Origin of the sequence: Thermococcus sp. 9N3, assembly GCF_012027685.1 — an archaeon.
GTDB lineage: Archaea > Methanobacteriota_B > Thermococci > Thermococcales > Thermococcaceae > Thermococcus > Thermococcus nautili.
Window position 1 is genome coordinate 18,408 of record NZ_SNUV01000004.1, and the last position, 19,647, is coordinate 38,054.

At 55.8% G+C, this 19,647-nt stretch carries 27 protein-coding genes; 18 read left to right on the plus strand and 9 right to left on the minus strand.

Annotation, left to right across the window (positions count from 1 at the left end; genetic code table 11):
• Positions 1 to 43 precede the first annotated feature (43 nt).
• Entirely contained in the window at positions 44 to 550 is a 507-nt protein-coding gene (gene endA, locus E3E30_RS10780) for a tRNA-intron lyase (RefSeq protein ID WP_167729593.1), read from the minus strand.
• Positions 550 to 1,050, minus strand: coding sequence for a ribosomal protein S18-alanine N-acetyltransferase (gene rimI, locus E3E30_RS10785; RefSeq protein ID WP_167729594.1), 501 nt, complete (start codon positions 1,048 to 1,050; stop codon positions 550 to 552). Before rimI ends, endA begins: the two co-directional genes overlap by 1 nt.
• 156 nt (positions 1,051 to 1,206) lie before the next feature.
• Here rimI and E3E30_RS10790 point away from each other — a divergent pair, with 156 nt between their 5' ends.
• From E3E30_RS10790 to E3E30_RS10825, 8 genes are read left to right on the plus strand one after another with little or no spacing between them, the layout of a single operon-like run.
• Entirely contained in the window at positions 1,207 to 2,292 is a 1,086-nt protein-coding gene (locus E3E30_RS10790) for an iron ABC transporter permease (RefSeq protein ID WP_167729595.1), read from the plus strand.
• Entirely contained in the window at positions 2,276 to 3,007 is a 732-nt protein-coding gene (locus tag E3E30_RS10795) for an ABC transporter ATP-binding protein (protein ID WP_167729596.1), read from the plus strand. Before E3E30_RS10790 ends, E3E30_RS10795 begins: the two co-directional genes overlap by 17 nt.
• A 42-nt stretch (positions 3,008 to 3,049) precedes the next feature.
• Complete coding sequence (psmB, locus tag E3E30_RS10800) at positions 3,050 to 3,643, plus strand: archaeal proteasome endopeptidase complex subunit beta (RefSeq protein ID WP_042690959.1); 594 nt, start codon at positions 3,050 to 3,052, stop codon at positions 3,641 to 3,643.
• A gap of 50 nt (positions 3,644 to 3,693) precedes the next feature.
• Positions 3,694 to 4,788, plus strand: coding sequence for a DUF4157 domain-containing protein (locus E3E30_RS10805; protein WP_167729597.1), 1,095 nt, complete (start codon positions 3,694 to 3,696; stop codon positions 4,786 to 4,788).
• Positions 4,778 to 5,908 carry a threonine synthase gene (gene thrC, locus E3E30_RS10810; RefSeq protein WP_167729598.1) on the plus strand — a complete coding sequence of 377 codons (1,131 nt, stop codon included), beginning with the start codon at positions 4,778 to 4,780 and terminating at the stop codon, positions 5,906 to 5,908. The genes E3E30_RS10805 and thrC overlap by 11 nt, the downstream gene beginning before the upstream one ends.
• Before the next feature lie 5 nt (positions 5,909 to 5,913).
• Positions 5,914 to 6,702: an extradiol dioxygenase gene (locus E3E30_RS10815; RefSeq protein WP_167729599.1), complete on the plus strand. Its 789-nt coding sequence runs from the start codon at positions 5,914 to 5,916 to the stop codon at positions 6,700 to 6,702.
• 42 nt (positions 6,703 to 6,744) lie between these two features.
• Positions 6,745 to 7,005 (plus strand): hypothetical protein, encoded by a 261-nt coding sequence (locus tag E3E30_RS10820; protein ID WP_042690954.1) that lies wholly within the window; start codon positions 6,745 to 6,747, stop codon positions 7,003 to 7,005.
• Positions 6,990 to 7,418: a type II toxin-antitoxin system VapC family toxin gene (locus tag E3E30_RS10825; protein WP_042690952.1), complete on the plus strand. Its 429-nt coding sequence runs from the start codon at positions 6,990 to 6,992 to the stop codon at positions 7,416 to 7,418. Before E3E30_RS10820 ends, E3E30_RS10825 begins: the two co-directional genes overlap by 16 nt.
• Before the next feature lies 1 nt (position 7,419).
• On the opposite strand, the gene E3E30_RS10830 is transcribed toward E3E30_RS10825, so the two are convergent.
• Positions 7,420 to 7,881 carry an alanyl-tRNA editing protein gene (locus tag E3E30_RS10830; protein WP_167729624.1) on the minus strand — a complete coding sequence of 154 codons (462 nt, stop codon included), beginning with the start codon at positions 7,879 to 7,881 and terminating at the stop codon, positions 7,420 to 7,422.
• Between the two features lie 207 nt (positions 7,882 to 8,088).
• Here E3E30_RS10830 and E3E30_RS10835 point away from each other — a divergent pair, with 207 nt between their 5' ends.
• The 3 genes from E3E30_RS10835 (at position 8,089) to E3E30_RS10845 (ending at position 11,117) form a co-directional block, all read left to right on the plus strand.
• Positions 8,089 to 9,438, plus strand: coding sequence for a cyclic 2,3-diphosphoglycerate synthase (locus tag E3E30_RS10835; RefSeq protein WP_167729600.1), 1,350 nt, complete (start codon positions 8,089 to 8,091; stop codon positions 9,436 to 9,438).
• A 31-nt stretch (positions 9,439 to 9,469) separates the two neighbouring features.
• Entirely contained in the window at positions 9,470 to 9,721 is a 252-nt protein-coding gene (locus E3E30_RS10840) for a hypothetical protein (RefSeq protein WP_167729601.1), read from the plus strand.
• Positions 9,722 to 9,938: 217 nt separating this feature from the next.
• Positions 9,939 to 11,117, plus strand: coding sequence for an ATP-binding protein (locus E3E30_RS10845; RefSeq protein WP_167729602.1), 1,179 nt, complete (start codon positions 9,939 to 9,941; stop codon positions 11,115 to 11,117).
• Positions 11,118 to 11,509: 392 nt separating this feature from the next.
• On the opposite strand, the gene E3E30_RS10855 is transcribed toward E3E30_RS10845, so the two are convergent.
• Together E3E30_RS10855 and E3E30_RS10860 are read right to left on the minus strand one after the other, a co-directional pair.
• Complete coding sequence (locus tag E3E30_RS10855; RefSeq protein WP_167729603.1) at positions 11,510 to 11,920, minus strand: secondary thiamine-phosphate synthase enzyme YjbQ; 411 nt, start codon at positions 11,918 to 11,920, stop codon at positions 11,510 to 11,512.
• On the minus strand, positions 11,917 to 12,804 hold the full coding sequence (locus tag E3E30_RS10860; RefSeq protein WP_167729604.1) for a thiamine-phosphate synthase family protein: 888 nt from the start codon (positions 12,802 to 12,804) through the stop codon (positions 11,917 to 11,919). The genes E3E30_RS10855 and E3E30_RS10860 overlap by 4 nt, the downstream gene beginning before the upstream one ends.
• 115 nt (positions 12,805 to 12,919) lie before the next feature.
• On the opposite strand from E3E30_RS10860, the gene pyrB reads away from it, so the two are divergent.
• Positions 12,920 to 13,846, plus strand: coding sequence for an aspartate carbamoyltransferase (gene pyrB, locus E3E30_RS10865; protein WP_167729605.1), 927 nt, complete (start codon positions 12,920 to 12,922; stop codon positions 13,844 to 13,846).
• A 1-nt stretch (position 13,847) separates the two neighbouring features.
• Positions 13,848 to 14,303: an aspartate carbamoyltransferase regulatory subunit gene (pyrI, locus tag E3E30_RS10870; protein ID WP_042690942.1), complete on the plus strand. Its 456-nt coding sequence runs from the start codon at positions 13,848 to 13,850 to the stop codon at positions 14,301 to 14,303.
• A gap of 29 nt (positions 14,304 to 14,332) precedes the next feature.
• On the opposite strand, the gene E3E30_RS10875 is transcribed toward pyrI, so the two are convergent.
• The gene (locus E3E30_RS10875) at positions 14,333 to 14,956 is read right to left on the minus strand and encodes a hypothetical protein (protein WP_167729625.1); all 624 of its coding nucleotides are present in this window, start codon (positions 14,954 to 14,956) and stop codon (positions 14,333 to 14,335) included.
• Between the two features lie 94 nt (positions 14,957 to 15,050).
• On the opposite strand from E3E30_RS10875, the gene E3E30_RS10880 reads away from it, so the two are divergent.
• Genes E3E30_RS10880 through E3E30_RS10900 form a run of 5 tightly spaced genes read left to right on the plus strand, consistent with a single transcriptional unit; the run spans position 15,051 to position 17,365 of the window.
• Positions 15,051 to 15,854, plus strand: a complete 804-nt coding sequence (locus E3E30_RS10880) for a hypothetical protein (protein ID WP_167729606.1) — start codon at positions 15,051 to 15,053, stop codon at positions 15,852 to 15,854.
• Positions 15,851 to 16,426: an AAA family ATPase gene (locus tag E3E30_RS10885; protein WP_167729626.1), complete on the plus strand. Its 576-nt coding sequence runs from the start codon at positions 15,851 to 15,853 to the stop codon at positions 16,424 to 16,426. The genes E3E30_RS10880 and E3E30_RS10885 overlap by 4 nt, the downstream gene beginning before the upstream one ends.
• 33 nt (positions 16,427 to 16,459) lie before the next feature.
• Positions 16,460 to 16,651: an antitoxin family protein gene (locus tag E3E30_RS10890; RefSeq protein WP_042690937.1), complete on the plus strand. Its 192-nt coding sequence runs from the start codon at positions 16,460 to 16,462 to the stop codon at positions 16,649 to 16,651.
• Positions 16,638 to 16,784, plus strand: a complete 147-nt coding sequence (locus tag E3E30_RS10895) for a PIN domain-containing protein (RefSeq protein ID WP_240922701.1) — start codon at positions 16,638 to 16,640, stop codon at positions 16,782 to 16,784. The genes E3E30_RS10890 and E3E30_RS10895 overlap by 14 nt, the downstream gene beginning before the upstream one ends.
• A gap of 5 nt (positions 16,785 to 16,789) precedes the next feature.
• A complete protein-coding gene (locus E3E30_RS10900) occupies positions 16,790 to 17,365 on the plus strand; it encodes a hypothetical protein (RefSeq protein WP_167729608.1) in 576 nt (191 codons plus the stop codon).
• Here the strand turns inward: E3E30_RS10900 and E3E30_RS10905 are convergent.
• From E3E30_RS10905 to E3E30_RS10915, 3 genes are all read right to left on the minus strand, one after another.
• Positions 17,362 to 17,775, minus strand: a complete 414-nt coding sequence (locus tag E3E30_RS10905) for an EamA family transporter (protein WP_167729609.1) — start codon at positions 17,773 to 17,775, stop codon at positions 17,362 to 17,364. The two genes, E3E30_RS10900 and E3E30_RS10905, sit on opposite strands and share 4 nt — an antisense overlap.
• 1 nt (position 17,776) lies before the next feature.
• On the minus strand, positions 17,777 to 19,126 hold the full coding sequence (glmM, locus tag E3E30_RS10910; protein WP_167729627.1) for a phosphoglucosamine mutase: 1,350 nt from the start codon (positions 19,124 to 19,126) through the stop codon (positions 17,777 to 17,779).
• Positions 19,127 to 19,196: 70 nt separating this feature from the next.
• Positions 19,197 to 19,580 (minus strand): hypothetical protein, encoded by a 384-nt coding sequence (locus E3E30_RS10915; protein ID WP_167729610.1) that lies wholly within the window; start codon positions 19,578 to 19,580, stop codon positions 19,197 to 19,199.
• Positions 19,581 to 19,647 lie beyond the last annotated feature (67 nt).

Consider the following 19,647-nt stretch of genomic DNA (forward strand, 5'->3'; position numbering starts at 1 on the left):
CAGCTTTTATCCCTTTTCTCTTGCGAGATTAATGAAAACAGGTTCAGAACTTCGTCCACTCAACCCTGTAGTAGGTAACGTCCGCGTCCTCGTCAACTATCGCCATCACCATGTTCTTCCTGACACCGTGAGCTACTCTAACGCGAGCGGTTATGTCGTTCGGACTAATCCTTGAGTTCTCAGGCAGGACCCACACGAGCCACTGGGAGTGCTCGTCCATGCCCCTGCGGTAAACGCGGAAGTGCGAGCCGAACTTGAGGCCGGACTTGACGGTGTAGCCCCTGTCGCGCAGGTCCTTGTAGACGAGATACTTGGCGTCGAACAGCTCGTCCCTCTTCCTCCCGAGGTTCATAAGCTCCTCGACAGTGAGCTTTCTCTTCCCGTCCCTGACCTCTATCTTGCCCCTCTCCACGAGGTAGGTGGCTTCGAGCAACGAGAGGAAAAGCTTGCCCTCGACAAGCTTCCCGAAGTGGCGCTTGTTGTAAAGGCCGTTTATCGCGTTCTGGTCGGTCGAGAAGACCCTGTCCCCGCTCAGGTAAAAGACTATCATCAGCTTCCCCTCCATTCCCCGGCAGGCAGGAGCATGTAGTATGCATCTTCGCCGTCCGAGTAGTAGCCGATAATCCGCTTCACCTTCCGGAAGCCGAAGCGCTCGTAGAGCTTTATGGCCTTTTCGTTGCTCACGCGAACTTCGAGGCCGATGTAACGAGCTCCCCGTGCGATGAGCCTCTCTATCGCCTCGGCGAGCAGGGCCGAGCCTATGCCGTTCCCGCGGTAGCGCTTGTCAACGGCTATGCTCATTATGTGTCCTTCAAGGTCCGGGCGGAGGTATGCCATGACGTAGCCGATTACCCTGCCGTTGTACTCGGCAACGAGAAAGGTCTCGGGGTTGTTCTCGAGGAAGACGAGGAAGATTCCCCTCGGGTAGGCCTCGCGGAAGGACTCCCTCTCGATTCTCATCACGTCGCTTATGTCGAAGAGCTTCGCCGGCCGTATCGTGACGAGTGCCAGCGGTATTCTGGCCTTCACTTCCCTCGCTGAGACGCTCATGTTAATAACTCTCCCCCAAGGCTTTTAAGGCTTGAGGGGACTCCCTATGGGGTGGCCACCCCGACGTGATGAGCACTCTCGAACCTGACCCCGGGATGATGACCGGATTCCTGGCTGATGCATCAACTTTAAAAGGCTGGACAAAAACTCCAGCACATGCGGAAATGGCTTCCGGCCCTGCTCATCCTTTCAGCACTTTCAATCTTCCTTGGCGTTTACTTCGGCCCGGTTAGTTTGAGCCTTCACGACGTCGCCGAGAGCGTGGATTACGGAGTAAAAACAACCCTCGCGAGCTGGCTCTCGTGGGTTCTCGACAAACTCGCCCTGATTATCCACTCGAACGTCCTCGCGGAGGAGGCCAAGTACGTAGTGGAGATTGTTTCAGGCCAACCCCCAGAGTACTTCACCATAGTGTGGCAACTCCGCCTTCCGGAGGTCCTCCTAGCTTACTTCGTCGGCCTCGCGCTGGCGAGTGCCGGAGTCGCGAGCCAGGCCCTCTTTCGAAACCCCCTCGCAGACCCATACATAATCGGAATAAGCTCTGGCGCCGCGCTCGGCTCCGCCATCGGAACGCTGATTAACCCGGCCTACATGGCCCCCCTCGCGCTCCTCTTTTCCTTCCTCTCGGTCTTCATCGTCTACACGATAGCAAGGACCAACGGCGCGGTTCCCGTTGACACCCTCCTCCTGGCAGGAATAGCCTACGGCTTCCTTGCAAACGCGATAACGTGGTACATCTACGTCACACACCCCCAGGAGAGCCATCTGAGCTGGATGTGGCTCCTCGGGAGCTTCAACGGGAGCACCTGGCGGGACGTAGGGATAATGCTCGTCGTTTCGCTTCTCGGCGTCGGCTTCCTCAGCTGGCGCTGGCGCGAGCTCAACCTAATACTCCTCGGCGAGGAGAGCATAGCCCTCGGCCTCGACCTTCATCTCTACCGGAAAATCTTCCTCGGCGTCATAGCGACGCTTACTGCTTTCGCCGTTTACACCGCCGGGATAATCGGCTTCATCGGACTGGTAAGCCCCCACATAATGCGACTTCTCCTCGGGCCGAACCACAGGGAGTTAACGCCAGCAACGGCCCTCTTCGGTGGGGTTCTGCTCGTCATCGCAGATTTGCTCGCGAGAACTGTGGCAAAGCCGACAGTAATCCCGGTCGGCATAGTGACGGCCCTCATGGGCGCGCCCTTCTTCCTCTACCTCCTGATGAGGCACAAGAGGGGTGAGCTCGTTGCTTGAGGCGAGAATCTCTTTCGCTTACGGCGAGAGGGAGGTTTTGAAAAACGTAGAGCTCAAAGCCGAGAGGGGCGAACTTCTCGCGGTAATCGGGCCCAACGGAGCGGGGAAGAGCACACTCCTCAAGTGCCTCGTCGGGATTTTAAGGCCAAGGGGAACGGCAAGGCTCGACGGCGTTGAGCTGACATCGCTCAGGCCCGCTGAAAGGGCGAGGCTGATAACCTACGTTCCCCAGAGCTCCCTTCCCCAGTTCGCCTTCACCGTCGAGGAGTTCGTGGAGATGGGTGCCTACATAACGCGGGGGAGCGTCAGGAAAGCGCTCAAAAGGGTCGGCCTCTGGGAGAGGAGAAGGGAGAGGGTAACGAGCCTGAGCGGTGGGGAATTCCAGCTCGTCCTTATAGCGAGGGCTCTGGCACAGGGGAGCAGGGCAATCCTCCTCGACGAGCCCACGAGCCACCTCGACGTAAACCACGCGCTCATGGTGATGGAGTTGCTTAACGAGCTCAAAGGGGAGAAGATTATCGTTGCTGTTCTCCACGACCTCAACCTCGCGTTAAGCTACGCCGACAGGGTTCTCGTCCTGAAGGACGGCGAAAAGGTCTGGGAGGGACCGTCGAGAAAGCTGGAGCCGGCGGTGATAGAGGAGACCTACGGGATAAGGGCGAGGATAATCGAGGTCGAGGGGAAGCGCCTCCTCGTGCCGGGACTGAAGGGCTAAGGTTTAAAACTTCGGCGCGTTTCTTACTTCAGGTGAGAGAAGGTGGAGAAGAAGACCGGAACAACAACGGTGGGAATAAAGGCCAAGGACGGAGTGGTTCTCGCGGCGGACACTCAGGCCTCGCTTGACCACATGGTTGAAACCCTGAACATCAAAAAGATAATCCCGATAACCGACAGGATAGCGATAACCACCGCGGGAAGCGTCGGAGACGTCCAGGCTCTGGCGAGAATGCTGGAAGCAGAGGCGCGCTACTACCAGTTCACGTGGGGAAGGCCGATGACGGCCAAGGCGATGGCACACCTACTCAGCAACATCCTCAACGAGAACAAGTGGTTCCCCTACATGGTGCAGATTATCATAGGTGGCTACGTCGAGGAGCCAACGCTGGCCAACCTCGACCCGCTCGGAGGTCTTATCTTCGACGAGTACACGGCCACTGGCTCCGGCAGTCCCTTCGCGATAGCCGTCCTCGAAGAGGGCTTCCGGAAGGACATGAGCGTCGAAGAAGCCAAGGAGCTCGCGGTTAGGGCCGTCAGAACCGCCGGAAAGCGCGACGTTTACACAGGGGACAGGAAGGTGCAGGTCGTCGTCATCACGAAGGACGGCATGAAGGAGGAGTTCGTCGAGTTTTAGATTTGCACCAAATCCCTTTTTAACTCCCCCTCCAACCTTCTCCGAGGGGAATGAAGGAGAAAGCGCTCGCGGTTCTTCTCATCGCGACGGTCGTTCTGTCGCTCTACTCGGCCGTTGACCTAGCTTACTCCACCGACGCGATTCTCGACCAGATTAACGATATCATCGAGCAGGTTCAGGAAATCAGGGGATTACACTTCAAAGAGAAGCCGAAGGTAATCGTCATCAGCAGGGCGGAGGCGATAAGGCTCTTCGGGCCAGGTAGCCAGAACGAGGAGGAGCTGAAGGTTCAGGAGCTCACCTACAAGATGACCCTCCTTCTGCCGGGGAACTACTCCTTCATCAAGGCGAAGGAGGAGCAGAGCGCCGGCTGGATTGCCCTCACGGTTGGAAACACCATCTACGTCATCGAGGAGAACTTTGAGGGAAACCCCGCGATTGCGAAGAGGGCTTTGGCGCATGAGCTCACGCACGTGTTGCAAAAGCAGTGGTTCGATGCAAAGTACGGTGCCAGCACCTTCGACGGAACCCTCGCGGTGAGGGCGCTGGTTGAGGGAGATGCAGACCTCGTGGCCGACCTCTACTGCGAGCGGAACGGGATTCCTATATACAAGATACGCTCCCTCAGCGGGAACCCTCTAACGGACATCGGTATCTTCCCCTACGTCTTCGGTGACAGGTTCGTCCGCTACCTCTACGAGAAAGGTGGCTGGGAACTTGTAAACGAGGCCTACAGGCACTATCCCCTCTCAACGGCCCAGATAATGCACCCCAAACTCTATCTGGAGAACGTGACGCCCGTGAACGTCTCGCTGAGCGTTCCAGCGAACTGGAGCGTCATGAGAGACGACAGGATGGGCGAGTTCTACGTCTACGTCCTCCTCAGGGACGTCGCCAAGCTGAGCAACGAAACCGCGTGGAACGTTTCAAGCGCGTGGCTCGGCGACCATCTAATCCTCGCGACCAACGGTACCGACTACGTTCTCCTGTGGAAGGTTGAGTTCTCAAACGAAAACGCCTCTAAAACCTTCGCCGAAACCCTCAAGAGCCTCGCCGAAAAAGACACCTACGCGAGGTTCACAATCACCCTCGACGGAAAGACCGTCACCCTAAAAGCCGTGAGGAGGGTTAGAGTTGAAGCTTAGGTGTCCAATCTGTGGAAAAACATACGATGAGCCCGTCCAGAGGTGCGAGTGCGGTGGGCCGGTCGAGTTCGAGCTCTTTGAGGGAGAACCCTATATCGGAAAGAGCGTCTGGGAGCGGTTCTGGGACTTCTGGCCGGTCGAGCCGGCCCTTGAGTTTTCCCTCGGCGAGGGCGACACCCCGCTGGTGAAGTCGAGGCTCGGCGATGAGTTTGGCGTTAAGCTCTACCTCAAGAACGAAACGGTGAACCCGACGTGGAGCTTCAAGGACAGGGGAACGTTTCTGGCGATGAGCTACGCACTCAAAGCCGGCTACAAGACCGTCGGGACGGTCTCTACCGGAAACATGGCGGCGAGCGTTTCGGCTTACGCATCACGCTTCGGGTTGAAATCTAAAATTCTCGTCTCCGAGAGCGCGGGCGACGAAAAATTAAAGGCCATCTCTGTCTACGGCGGGGAAGTGATAAGGGTTCTCGGGGACTACGGGAGGCTCTACTTCGAGAGCCTCAAGCTTGGAGAAAAGCTTGGGGTCTACTTCATGAACTCCGACAACCCCTTCAGAATCGAGGGCTACAAGGGTATCGCGTTTGAGATAGCCGAGGAGCTTACCCCGGACTACGTTCTAATCCCAACCAGCTCGGGCGGTCTTTTCAGGGGAGTGGCAAAGGGCTTCCTCGAGCTTTACGAGAACGGGCTTATTGATGGCCTTCCAAAGCTGATAGCGGTTCAGGCTGAGGGTTGCTCCCCGATATGCAAAGCCTTCCGTGAAGGGAAGGAAAAAGTAGAGCGCTTCGAGAACCCGAGAACGATAGCGAAGGCAATAGCGAACCCCTGCCCGCCGAGCGGGAACGCGGTTCTGAAACTCCTGAGAGAACTTGGCGGAGGGTGCGTTTCAGTTTCGGACGATGAAATAAGGAAAGCTCAGAAAAAGCTCGCCCTCGAGGGCCTCTTCGTCCAGCCGGCGAGCGCGACGGGGATAGCAGCCATAGAAAAGCTAAACCTTCCAGAGGGAGTTAAGGCTGTCTCGATTCTCACGGGTTCTGGCTTGAGAACCCTGAAGGATGCCCCGGCGGGGAAGACAACGGAGTGCCCGCTTGAAGGGCTTGAAAACTGTCTGAGGTGATTGAGATGCTCGTCGGAATAGGCCTGATGCCCCACGGCAACCCGGTTCTTGAGCCTCCGGACGAGGAAACCGAGAGGCTCGCGGAAGTCCTGAGGAGAATCGGCGGGGAGTTCAGAGATGCGGACTCCTACGTCCTGATAAGCCCCCACAACGTGAGGATGAGCGACCACCTCGGCGTCGTCCTTGCTGAAAACCTCGTCTCGTGGCTCGGCTTCGAAGGGAAGGAGCTACCTGGAGAGTGGAAAACCGACAGAGAGCTGGCGGAGAAGATTTATCAAGCCGAGAAAGAGGCGGGAATGCCAGTGGTGGATTTAAACTTTGCCGCGCTCAGTGGGGGGTACTCGCGCTGGCCCCTGAGCTGGGGCGAGCTGATTCCGCTCCAGTTTCTCGAAAGGAAACCGCTCGTCCTGATGACGCCGTCGAGGGGAGTGAGCAGAGAAACGCTCGTCCGCTTCGGCGAAATCCTCGGCGAAGTCCTTGAGCGGGAGGAGAAGAGGGTTGCGCTGATAATCAGCGCGGACCACGGACATGGACACGATGAAAAAGGCCCCTACGGGAAGGTGAAGGAGAGCGAGGAGTACGACAGGCTGATAATGAAGCTCATCAACGAAGACCGCCTTGAGGAGCTTCTCAGCATTCCCGAGGACCTCGTTAGGAAGGCCCTCGTGGACAGCTACTGGCAGATGCTGATAATGCTTGGAGCTATGAGAAAGGCCGAGTTCGAGCTGAAGGCGAGCGCCTACGCCTGCCCCACCTACTTCGGCATGGCAGGGGCGCTGTGGGTGCGGAAGTGAAGGTTTAAATGTTCCTCTCTTCTTCATGTTTATGGTGATTCCATGTCATCTACAAAACATGTACAGACCGAGATTGATGAGAGCCTGTACTCAATGCTCAAGGCCCTATCGCTCAGGGAGGGAAAGCCCATAAAGGAGATACTCAAGGAGGCCATAGAGGAATACCTCAGGAGGAACGCAGGGATAACCGAGGAGGAAGTAGAAAAAGACCCAATCTGGAAGGCGTTCGGCGTGGTAGAGCTTAAAGGCAAGAAGACGAGCCACGATGAAGACTGGGGAGTGGTCGAATGGCGAAGCCACTGAGGCCAGAGCTCTTCTACATGGACACGAGCGCCATGATAGCTCTCCTCGTCAGGGACGACCCTGAGCACGAGCGGGCCTTGGGCTTCTTTAAGGACGCCGTTAGGGAGGGGTCTGTTTTCGTAATCGGCAGGCCCACGCTGATGGAGTTCCTAAACGGCGTTGCAAAGCACGTTGGAAAGGACGTTGCCGAGGAGCAGTACCGCCTCTACACCGCGAGCAGGTTCATCTTCATCGAGAAGGAAACCGAAGCGGACTGGGAAAGGGCCTGGGAGCTTTTCTTCAAGTACCGCGACCAGCAGGGAATAGACTTATTCGACAGCCTGGCCTTTGCGATAATGGAGAGGCTTGGAATCAGGAAGGCGTTCACCTTCGACAGCGACTTTGCGGTTCACGGCTTCGTTATGGTTCCATAGATTAAAGCACCTCAAAGCTAATCTCCAAAAGCCCCCTGCTCCTCCTAAAGCGGGCCTTTCTGATTCTTATCTTCCCTATTTCGCCCGTCGTCCTCGTGTGCTCCTTATTGCACGCGTTGACGTTCCAGCCCTCGATGACGACCACTTTAAGGGTTTTAACCTCCTCGGGAACGGGAAACAGGTCGTACATATCCTCGCCGAAGCGCTTCTCCGCTTCCTCGCGCGGAAGCTCGTAAACCTCAACGGGAACGTTCTCCTTAACTTTCTCATTGGCGAGGCGCTCTATTTCCTCTACCTCCTCGGGCGTCGGCTTCCGGTCGAACTTAACCGCTAAAACCCCACGGTTGCCTTTGACGTAGGTCGAGGCCGTCCACTTGGCCTTTTCACCGAGGACCTTCACAACGGCCCCCTTGACAACATGCAGGGCCGTGTGAGTTCGAACTTCAACGTCTCCACTCACCATGACAATCCCCGAAAGCGTCTTCGGCAATCGTTTATTAACCCACCGGGTAATTCAGGAACGGGGGAGGTTCAGCGTTTTTTGAAGGTTTTTCAGGAAACGTTAAAAGATTTCGAAGGAGTTACGTAAATGCCTTTCATCGCTAAACGAAAACCGTTATAAGTGTAAAGCTCAATACACCAACGAACAAAGTTTTAGAGGTGAACGAAAATGGCCGAGAAGAAAAAGAAGAGGGTTCTGATTCTCGGAGCGGCCGGAAGGGACTTCCACAACTTCAACGTGTTCTTCAGGGACAACCCTGACTACGAGGTCGTCGCCTTCACCGCCACTCAGATTCCGGACATCGAGGGCAGGCTTTACCCGCCTGAGCTCGCCGGGGAGCTCTACCCGAACGGCATTCCGATATGGAGTGAGGACGACATGGAGAAGATAATCAAGGAGCACAACATTGATATCGTCGTCTTCGCCTACTCCGACGTCTCCCACGAGCACGTCATGCACCTCGCCAGCAGGGCACACTCAGCGGGCGCCGACTTCTGGCTCCTCGGCCCGAAGAGCACCATGCTCAAGTCCAGCAAGCCGGTTGTAGCCGTTACCGCCGTCAGAACCGGCTGTGGAAAGAGCCAGACCTCAAGAAAGGTCGCCCAGCTCCTCCAGGAGATGGGCTACAAGGTCGTTGCCATAAGGCACCCGATGCCCTACGGCGACCTCAGGAAGCAGGTCGTCCAGCGCTTCGCCACCTTCGAGGACCTCGACAAGTACGAGTGCACCATCGAGGAGCGCGAGGAGTACGAGCCCTACATCGAGCGCGGCATGGTGGTTTACGCGGGCGTTGACTACGAGAAGATTCTCCGCGAGGCCGAGAAGGAGGCTGACATAATCCTCTGGGACGGCGGAAACAACGACTTCCCGTTCTACGAGCCCGACCTCTGGATAGTCGTCACCGACCCGCACAGGCCCGGCCACGAGCTCAAGTACCACCCAGGTGAGACCAACTTCAGGGCCGCTGACGTCATAATCATCAACAAGATTGACACCGCCAACAGGGACGACATCCAGAAGGTTCGCGAGAGCATTGAGAAGGTCAACCCGAACGCCACCGTCATCGAGGCTGCCTCGCCGATATTCGTTGACAACCCCGAGCTCATCAAGGGCAAGCGCGTTCTCGTCGTCGAGGACGGTCCGACCCTCACCCACGGCGGCATGAAATACGGAGCCGGCTACGTCGCCGCCAAGAAGTTTGGAGCGAAGGAAATCATTGACCCGAGGCCCTACGCCGTCGGCTCAATCGTCGAGACCTACAAGAAGTACCCGCACCTCGACCTCATTCTGCCGGCCATGGGCTACGGCAAGAAGCAGATTAAGGAACTTGAGGAGACCATCAACAGGGCCGATGCCGACGTCGTCATACTCGGAACCCCGGTTGACCTGCGCAGGTTCATGAACCTCAACAAGCCAGCTGTAAGGGTCCGCTACGAGCTCGAGGAAATCGGCCAGCCCAAGCTCAAGGACATCCTCGAGAACTGGGTCAAGAACTGCGAGAAGCTCAAGAAGGAGTGAAGTTTTTAACCTCCACTCCTAATTTTTCTTCATGTTCGACGTGGTCATCGGAATCTGGGGTCTGATTTGGGTTCTCAACATCGCGGGCTTCGCGTGGGTTACCTACGACGTCGTTAAGAATCAGAAACTTATGCCAGAATCTGAGAGGCTCGTCTGGATTTTCATGGCGTTTCTCTTCGGCTCGTTCGTTGCCCTCGTCTATGCCATCTCAATCAAGCTGAACGGGAAGTACGAGGAGGTCGAGCTCGAGGAGAACGAAAACGAAGAGGTCAAAGTGTGGTAGAAAGCCTTTTATTGTGAAAAGCCTAACCTAAATCGCCCGGGGAGCACCGCCGAGGGCGGAGTCAATGAACTCGGGCGGGTTATTACCCCCTTTCACGGCGTTTTTGGAGGGTTCAATACTGAAACTGAGGGTGTCTCTTTAAGAGTCACAAATCATGAGAAGTGCAAGTTCTCAAAGTTTATAAAGGTGTGAGAACTAGAAATTCTCAGGTGAGGGCATGAGATTGGGGGACTTAGTTTACATGAACCCTTGGTGGGAGGGAAAAGAGGACTACCATGTTAAACGCTGGAGAGAGCAGAAAATCCACTGGTGGCCTAAATGGACCGATGAGCTATCGCTCGAACCGTTCTCGCTCAACTTCGTCCTCGGCCCGAGGCAGGTGGGAAAGACGACGGGGATAAAGCTTCTTATCAAGGAACTCCTGAAGGAAAACCCGCCGGAGTCGATTCTCTACGTTAACGTGGAGATTCTCCCAGACCACAGGGAACTGGCGTCTCTCCTTAGGGAGTTCGAAGGGATGAAAAAGCGGGAAGGAATCAACACGGGATACATCTTCCTCGATGAGGTAACGTCGCTCGACGGCTGGTGGAGGGGCCTCAAACCGCTCATCGATGCTGGCATGTTGGAGAACGACGTGGTCACGGTTACTGGCTCAAGCTCCCTAAGGGTGAAGCGGGACATCGAGATGTTTCCGGGCAGGAGAGGAGAGGGAAAGACGCTCGAAGTCATGCCTCTTTCATTTGCGGAATACGCTGAGGTCATGGGCCTGAAAAGGCCAGAACTTCACAGAGAAAAAACACTGGGACTGTTCGAGGAGTACCTGAAAACCGGCGGATTCCCCGGTTCAATAAACGGTCTGCCGATGGAAGACCTGCTCGGAGCATACATAGGTGAATTCGTCCGCTTTGGGAAGAGCCTCGAGATAGCGAGGGAAACGTTCTATGCTCTGATTCAGAGCGCGCCCTCGGCTACGAGCTTTCGGGCTTTAGCGGGAATGACATCAGGCTACTCCTACAAGGTCGTGCAGGACTACATCGAGTTCTTCCGGGAGCTGTACATCATCGGAATTGCATACTTGAAGGAAGGAAGCAGGGTCCTGTACAAGAGGGAGAAGAAGTTCTTCTTCCGCGACCCTCTACTTGCGAGGCTCTTCTCTGCCTGGAGCGGGGCTGAGCTGAGGGAAGATGCCCTCTATGAGTGGCTCGTTCAGGAGCACCTGCACAGGAAGTTCGGGGAGGTTTACTACTACCGGAACTCCTACGAGGTTGACGCGATAGCTGGGAACCTGAAGGTGGAGGTGAAAGCCGGAAAAGCCCACAGGAGATATCCACGGAACGTAATCGTGCTCGAAAGGGAGGACGTGCCCTTCTTCCTGCTGGAGCTGTGGGAAGGCTGAGAGTTCTGCCTCCTCCCAGATATTCTTCATAGTAGACGGCATCGGTAATGTAGACCTCGTCAAAGAGTTCATCAACAATGTGGAGCAGTCTGAGCTTGGCGAGAAATATGAGTGGTGACGAGTTTGCGGCAACCCTCATGATAGCTCCTCCAGAACTTTGAGGTCGATTCCCCTCTCGTAAAGTCTTATGGCCAACTCAACCTTGATTCTCTCCTCTATCTCGTCCTCGGGTAGTTTTACTGTCTCAGGAAGCTCGACAACTATCCTCTTTCCTATCCTCCCACCACTCTCATTTTAATCTCTGAACTGTTTAACGCCTTCGCATTGAAGCGTTTATAATCCTGAGAACTCACACTTCTCAAGGTGTATAAATAGGTGAGAACCAGAAGTTCTCACTCACCAACGACCTGCACGATAACGCGCCTGTGCCTCGGCCTGACGTCCAGCTCGACGAAGAAAATCTGCTGCCACGTTCCGCGAACGAGCCGGCCGTTTACGACCGGAAAGCACTCGCTCGCGCCGAGAAGGGTCGCGCGCAGGTGGCTGTGGGCGTTGTCGTCTATCCTGTCGTGGAGGTAGCCGGCACCTTTTGGTATCAGCTCCATCAACGCCCTCTTAAAGTCTTCTAAGAGGCCCGACTCGTGCTCTATCGTGACTATCGCACCCGTTGCCCCAGGAACGAAGACCAAAACGTGCCCGTTCTGGATTCCGGACTCTTCAACGACCCTCTCAACCTCGGCCGTTATGTCCACGAGGTCAATCTCGCCCCTCGTTGAAAACCGGAGCTCCTTTGTGTAAATCATTTCATCACCTCCAACAGCGCCTTAACCTTCCCGACGACGTCTAGAGGATTCCTGCCGAAGACGTAGGTGAGTGGCTCAACGCCCTCCCCGCCCCAGTCGAGGACGAAGTCAGGGGAATCGTTCTCAAACAGGCCCGCTATCCTTTCTATGGCATCTTCGTCACTCAGGCCGCCGGTTCTTATCTCGGAGTATTTGAGACCCAATTTCTTAACTGCCTCGGCAATCTCGCGGTCGAGGCGGACGTTCATGACGCTCCGCACTTCCGGAGCCCTCTCGGAAACGGAGAGGATTAGCGAAGCCGTGAACTTACTCGCGCCGGGCTCCGGCGGAAGGGCGTAGGGCCTGCCCTTGACGAGGGTTATCCTGCCGGGAATCGCGATTACATCGGCTGGACTCTTCGCTCCGGGGGGCGCGTAGGCCAGGTTGCTCCTGACCTCGGGGATGAGCTTTGGAAGCCCAGGCAACGAGAGGAGCTCGCGGAGTGCCAGCCTCATCTCTTCAACTGCCGAAGAGTGGGTGGAAGCAAAGAGAGACCTGCAGGTATCTTCGCTCACCCCGGCGTACTTGGCATAGTATCTGCAGAGTTTACCGGAAGAGAAAAGCTCAAAGAGCCTCCTTGAGGTGAAGACTATAATCTCATCCTTCGTAGCACCCGTCAGGATTAGCCTGGCAATCTCCTCGGCTATCGCATCTAAGAGCACGGCAACTTCCTCGGGAGGGCGCTTGTAAGTGCCCCCAAGATACTTGCTCACCATCGCCTGAGTTATGCCAAGGTAGCTCGCTATACGCGACTGCCTGAACCCCTCACGGTACAGGATTCCCGCTATCCTTGCTCGCAGGTAGGGCATGAGCTCTTCAGTGATATAAACGCTCGGCGTCTTCATACCATCACCCTAAAACCGAGTTATTAAACCGCGGAGGATTTAAATCGTTATTGTCCACAAGTTGATGTCAAAAAAGGCTTAAAAACCCATCGGATTTTACACCGGAAGGGCTCTTATGGACTGGAAAGGAAGGGACGTTATAAGCATTAGGGACTTCTCGAAAAGCGATATCGAGTTTGTTTTGAAGGTCGCCGAAAGGCTCGAGGAAGAACTCAAGGAGAAGGGCTCGCTCGAATACGCGCGCGGGAAGATACTCGCGACGCTGTTCTTCGAGCCCTCAACGAGAACAAGGCTGAGCTTCGAGAGCGCGATGCACAGGCTCGGCGGCTCGGTGATAGGCTTCTCCTCGGCCTCAAGCACGAGCGTCAAGAAGGGTGAAAGTTTGGCCGACACGATAAGAACCGTCGAGCAGTACAGCGACGTGATTGTGATTAGGCATCCACTTGAGGGAGCCGCCCGGTTGGCGGCTGAGGTGGCGGAGGTTCCGGTCATCAACGCCGGCGACGGGAGCAACCAGCACCCGACTCAAACCCTCCTCGACCTCTACACGATAAAGCGCGCCTTCGGAAGGATTGACGGCCTCAAGATTGGCCTGCTCGGCGACCTCAAGTACGGAAGAACCGTCCACAGCCTCGCGGAGGCCTTAGCCTTCTACGACGTCGAGCTCTATCTGATTTCACCCGAGCTCTTGAGGATGCCGAAGCACATCGTCGAGGAGCTGAAGGAGAGGGGCGTTAGGGTTTACGAGACGACCGACCTCGAGGGCGCGATTCCAGAGCTTGATGTGCTCTACGTCACTAGAATCCAGCGCGAGCGCTTCCCTGACGAGGAGGAGTACCTAAAGGTCAAGGGCAGCTACCAGGTGAACTGCAAGCTTTTGAAGAACGCCAAGGAAACGCTGAAGGTCATGCACCCGCTCCCGAGGGTGGACGAGATTCACCCAGAGGTTGACAAGAGCAAGCACGCGCTCTACTTCCGTCAGGTCTTCTCCGGCGTGCCGGTTAGAATGGCGCTTTTAGGCCTAACGCTGGGGGTGCTCTAAAATGCCCGAGCTGAAGGTTGAGGTAATCCCCGAGGGAACGGTAATAGACCACATTCCGGCAGGAAAGTGGCTCAAGGTCATCGAAATCCTCGGCCTGACGAAGCCGAACGGGGGGACCCTCCTCATAGCCTCGAACGTTCCGAGCAAAAAGCTCGGCAGGAAGGACATCGTGAAGGTCGAGGGACGCTACCTCAGCGAGGAGGAGGTCAACAAGATTGCACTCATCGCGCCGGACGCTACCGTCAACATCGTCAGGGACTACAAGATAGTGGAGAAGTTCAAGGTCTCGATTCCGGACGAGATAGTCGGAATCCTCACCTGCCCCAATCCAAACTGCGTCAGCAACCACGAGTACGTGAGGCCACGCTTCAAGGTCGAGAGCAGGGACCCACTAAAGCTCCGCTGCCACTACTGCGAGAGAACGATTGAGGGAGATGAAATCCTGGGGAACCTCTGAATTCCTTCTCTTTTTTCAAAAATTGAGAATCAAAAGGCGTTCTCCTCGATGTCACCGGTTGAAACGTCCACCGTGCCAAGGTGGGGGAGTCTTTTGAGAACCGGAACCGCAACCGTGAGGCTCAGGAAGACGTCTATGGCACTCTGAACCGCGTTCGGAAGGCCTATAGCCACCCAGAAGGGAACGTGAGTCCAGTTTTCAACGGCCTGAACAACCTGCTCCCTCGGAAGGCCAAGCCATATCGGAAGGGCCACGTAGTAGTTCAACAGAAGCATAAGCGGAACCCTTATGGCAACGCCGACGATGTAGGCGACGGCACCGAAGAGAAGCAACCTGCGCGGGTTCCTGAAGTCCATTCCGACCGTTCTCCTCGCGAACTCAAGGCCGAGTATGACGGCGAAGGTTGCCGTTACCTTCATCATCGCCCCGAGCCAGCTCGCAGATGAAACCACGCTGAGGCCTACGAAGAGCAGGCCGAGGGCGAAGAGGCTTCCCCAGAAGCCCAGGATGAAGTAAACGATTACTATGGGCACAGCTACGACGTCAATCTTCATGCCCCAGACCGTCGGAAAGTCTATTGGAGCGACGTCAAGGAGGAGCGCGAGGCCGAGCATCACACCTGAAATCGCTATCTCCTTGGGCCCGATTTTCATCCCCACCACCGACCCAAGTTTGTTCCACAATTTTAAAATCTTTGTTCCAGAAACGGAACAATCTCCTTAAAAGCTCCCATGATAATGGAGCCCGATGTCCACACCGGAAGCAATATCGGAGCTCGTTCGAGAGATAAGGCTTGAGCACGGCCTTCCGGAGAGCCCCTTCAGGATAGACGAGGTCCGCTACGACCCAAAGGGGGACAAGCTCTTCATAATAGCCCACGACAGAACTGACAAGAGCGTCGTCATCGGCAACAGCCTCGTCATCGGAAAGCTCCGCGAGAGGCTCGGAGTCAAGCAGGTTACCGTCTATTCAAACCTCGACCTCGAGATAAAGCGGAGAAAGCTGGACGAGGCAGAAAAGCTCCTTCCCGAAGAGCTTGAGTTCCTAACGCCGATAATCGAGGCAGAGCGTAGGTTCCCGCCGAGGGCGTGGCCGGAAGTCGTGGGAAACCTGAAAACGCTCGTCTTCCTGAGCTTCTCCGCCAGACCGCTCCTCGGCTTTGCCAAAGCCCTAAAGCTCCCCTACGAGGCAATCGGACTGAGGTACACCTTTCCAAGGCTCGAGTACGAAGCCGTTGAAGGGAGCCCCAGGGAGCTGTTCTTCCCAAATGAGGACAAGCTTGTGAGAATCGCCAGGAAAAAGGGCGCAAGACTTGTTTTGGCAGATTTTCCATTCCCGCTGGACGAGAAGGGTGGAGTTTACCTCCTCAATCCCTTCAGGCTTCTCCACATCGGCTTCTTCGAGCTGAAATACCTTTTTGGCTTCGAATTCCCCACGATGGTCGATGAGAAGGCCCTCCTTGAGTTCGTCGCCAAACTCACCTACGACGGCCTCATGGAGTCGACAGATGGGGCCAAGGTTGTATGGCGCTACTGGAGGCGAAGGAGATGATAATCGGGGTCGTTGGAAAGATTGCCGCTGGAAAAACGACAATCGCTAAATTCTTCGAGGAGAAGGGCTTCTGCAGGGTTTCCTGCAGTGAGCCGCTGATTGACCTGCTGACCCACAACGTTTCCGAGTATTCTTGGGTTCCGGAACTGCCAGAGAAGGCAGAACCGACGCGCGAGAAACTCATAGAGTTCGGAAAGTACCTGAAGGACAAATACGGCGGGGATATATTAATTCGTCTCGCCGTTGACAAGAAGAGGAACTGCGAAAATATCGTCATAGACGGCGTCCGCTCGCGTGAGGAAATCGAGGCGATAAAGAGGCTCGGCGGGAAGGTCATCTACGTCGAAGCTAAACCCGAGATAAGGTTCGAGCGCCTGATGAGGAGGAAGGCCAGCAAGGACAGGGGAATTAAGACATTCGAAGACTTCAAGGAGATGGACGACGCCGAGGAAAGGCTCTACCACACGAGCGAGCTAAAGGACCTGGCTGACTACGTCATAGTCAACGAGGGAACCTTAGAGGAGCTGAGGGAAGAGGTGGAGCGGATTATCAAGGAGCTGAGCAAGGCTTAAAGGGAGTTGGGAGTAAGGGAAACTGGTGGGAACATGGAGGTTGTGGAGGCGGTTTACGAGAACGGCGTGCTGAAGCCCCTGAAGAAGCTCAACCTGCCGGAGCACGCGAGGGTGAGAATAGTGATAACCCCAGACGTTGATGAGATACTCGACTCCATGCTCATCAGAAAGGTCGAAAAAATCGACTACAAGCGCCTCAAGGAGGCATACTATGAGTCGCTCTGAGATTGGGGAGAAGTATCAACTGCTTCCCAACGATACCCTCATCGTTGCAACCTGCGCGGAACACGAAATTGAGCGCATTCTAACCTTTGACTCGGATTTCGAGAAGGTTCCTCTGGTAAAAGTTGTCAGGTGATTACCGTGAACCTCCTAATCATCGCCCCCTGCCTGTTGAGCCCGTTCTACGTCTACCGCGGGCCGAAGGAGAAGGAATACAGGACGGCAGGAGAGCTAAGGAAGCTGATTGGAGAACTCGGCGACGAATGGCAGATTCTTGCTTATCCCTGCCCGGAGTTCGAGCTAATCGGCTGGCCGAGGCCCCCGATGGGAAGGGAGAGCTTTGAGAGACTCGGCATGCGCGAGAGGGTTCAGGTCATAGCGGACTTCATAGGAAGAATTTTGACTGAAGAGAAGCCGGAGCGGGTGGTTTTCGTCGGCGTTAAAGGCTCCCCAACCTGTGGTGTCTTCCACACAACCTCGAACGACCCCGATTCCTTTGACTACGGTCTGATTCCGGCGTTCTTCTACATGGACAAGGAGAAGAGGCTTGAGGATAGCAGGAAAATCATCGAGCGCTTTTCCTTCGAGGTTAAAGAAGGGCCGGGATTGCTCTTCGAGGAGCTCATGGAGCGCTTCCCGGAGGCAGAGTTTTTAGAGTTCGACAAGGACGACGTTGAGGAGAGCGTTAAAAGGCTCAAAAATGCTCTGAAGTCCTAAAGGGCCACCAGAATCGCGCCGAGAACTATGAGGAGCGCGCCAACCGCTGTTTTCACGTCCATCCTGCTCCCAAGGATGAACCACGAGAGGAAGATTGCCAGCGCGACGCTCGTCTTGTCTATCGCAACTACAGCGGGAACACGGCCGGCTTTAACGGCCATGAAGTAGAAGAGCCACGAGAGCGCGCCCGCTATCCCTGAGAGCGTTATGAAGAGCAGCGCCCTTCCGCCCAGCGGTTCCCGAGTTACACCGCTCACGAGGGCGACGCCGACGAGGAAGACCGCCATTATGACGGCCCTCACGGCGGTCGCGAGCGTTGGGTTAACGTCCCTGAGGCCGATTTTTCCAAAGATTGGAACGAGAGAAGCAAAGAAGGCAGAGAGGAGGGCGTAGAGGATGTAGGTTTTCATTTCAAGCCCGCTCCACCGCGCTCCTGACGAGCTTCTCAGCCTTTCCCATCAGCTCCTTCGCCTTCTCCTCGGTGTGCGCCTCAAGGGTTATGCGCATTATCGGCTCGGTTCCGCTCGGCCTGAACAGAACCCACCAGTCAGAGTTCTCAATCCTTATGCCGTCGATGTCTATGAGCCTCTCGTAGTCGAAGCTCTTCAAAGCTTCCTTTGCTATAATCTCCATGGCCCTGGCCTTCTTCTCGTTGGGGCAGGGTATCTTCGCCCTTAACGTCACGTAGCGCGGAACTTCTCTGGCGAGCTCGCTTATCGGCCCGAGCCTGTCTATCATCTCAAGGACGAGCGCCCCCGCGAATATCCCGTCTGGTGTCAAATTCCACTGGGGAATTATCCACGTCCCGCTCGGCTCGCCACCAAAGATTCCACCGTGTTTGGCCAGTTCATCGGCAACCGCCACATCTCCAACGCGCGTCCTTATCACTTCCCCGCCCAAGGGCCTGACGTAGTCGTCCAGAGCGAAGCCGGCATCGACGGTGGTAACTATCTTCCCCTTCCCGAACTTTCTGAGCATGTAGCCGGCTATGAGCGAGAGCATGACCTCGTACTCAACGAAGTTCCCCTCGTCGTCCACCACGCCGATTCTGTCTGCGTCGCCGTCGTGCGCTATTCCAACGTCGGCATTCATGACCCTAACCGTCTTCGCCAGCCCCGAAAGGCTCTTCGCGTTCGGCTCGAGTTCGCGAACGAAGAAACCGCTCGGGTGAGAGTTGAGCGAAATAACCCTGTTGCCCAGCTCGCGCTGGAGGTATGGGCTGAGGATTGAGCCGGCGCCGTTGCCGGAATCGACGACAACAGTATAGGAATCGTTGAGCTTCACCATCTCGAGGGCCTTCCTTATGTACTCATCCCTGGGGTCGGCCCTCCTGAGCGTCCCAATCTCGTTCCAGGGAACCTTTCTAAAGTTCCCGGATTCGAGGATTCCCTCAAGTTCGGCCTCCATGTCGGGGGTGTAGGCCATCCCGTTGGACTGCCACACCTTTATCCCGTTGTATTCCGGAGGATTGTGGGAGGCGGTTATCGTAACACCCGCATCGGCTTCGTAAAGCTTTATCGCAAAGCCCGTGAGCGGCGTTGGGGACAGACCTATGTCTATCACCTCGACGCCCGTGCTCAGAAGCCCGCTGATTAGGGCCGACTTGAGGGTCTCACTGCTCGTTCTCGTGTCCATTCCAACGACGACCCTTCCTCCCCCGAGATAAGTCCCGACCGCCTTTCCAACCTTCAACGCCAGCTCGGGGGTAACGCACTCGTTGAACAGCCCTCTGATTCCGCTCGTGCCGAAGTACTTCCCCATGAGCATCACCCAAGGTAAGAGTGAGTAATGAGACGAGAAGAAGTAAAGGAAAGAAAATATAACGCTTTCGTCATTTCTTGACGAGCCTGTATATGCCGACCGAGACAGTGTAGCTGTCCACGTTAACGGGCGCCTTGTAGTCAATCCTCACCTGAAACGGTACGCTGGAGCCGTATATCAGGCTGTCCGTCTCGGACTCGGTCAGCACGTTGCCGTTCTCGTCGAGTATCGTTATCTTCTCGACCGTCCCCTCGCTCTCGGCCGTTATCTTGTACTTTCCGGGCTCGAGCACGTGGCTGAGGTAGAAGACGTCGCCACTCACCGTCTCGGTCTTGACCTCGACCGGAACCTTGTCGTAAGCGGTTTCGTAGTAGTACTGCATTCCGAAGATTGCCGCGACGCCGAGGAAGATGAGCAGGAAGAAGCCGACCACCAGTTTCTTCAGGATTCCCAAACTTAGCACCTCCAAACAACAACCCATCTCGCGGAAGAGAAAAGCGGGACAGGGCTTCTAGAAGATA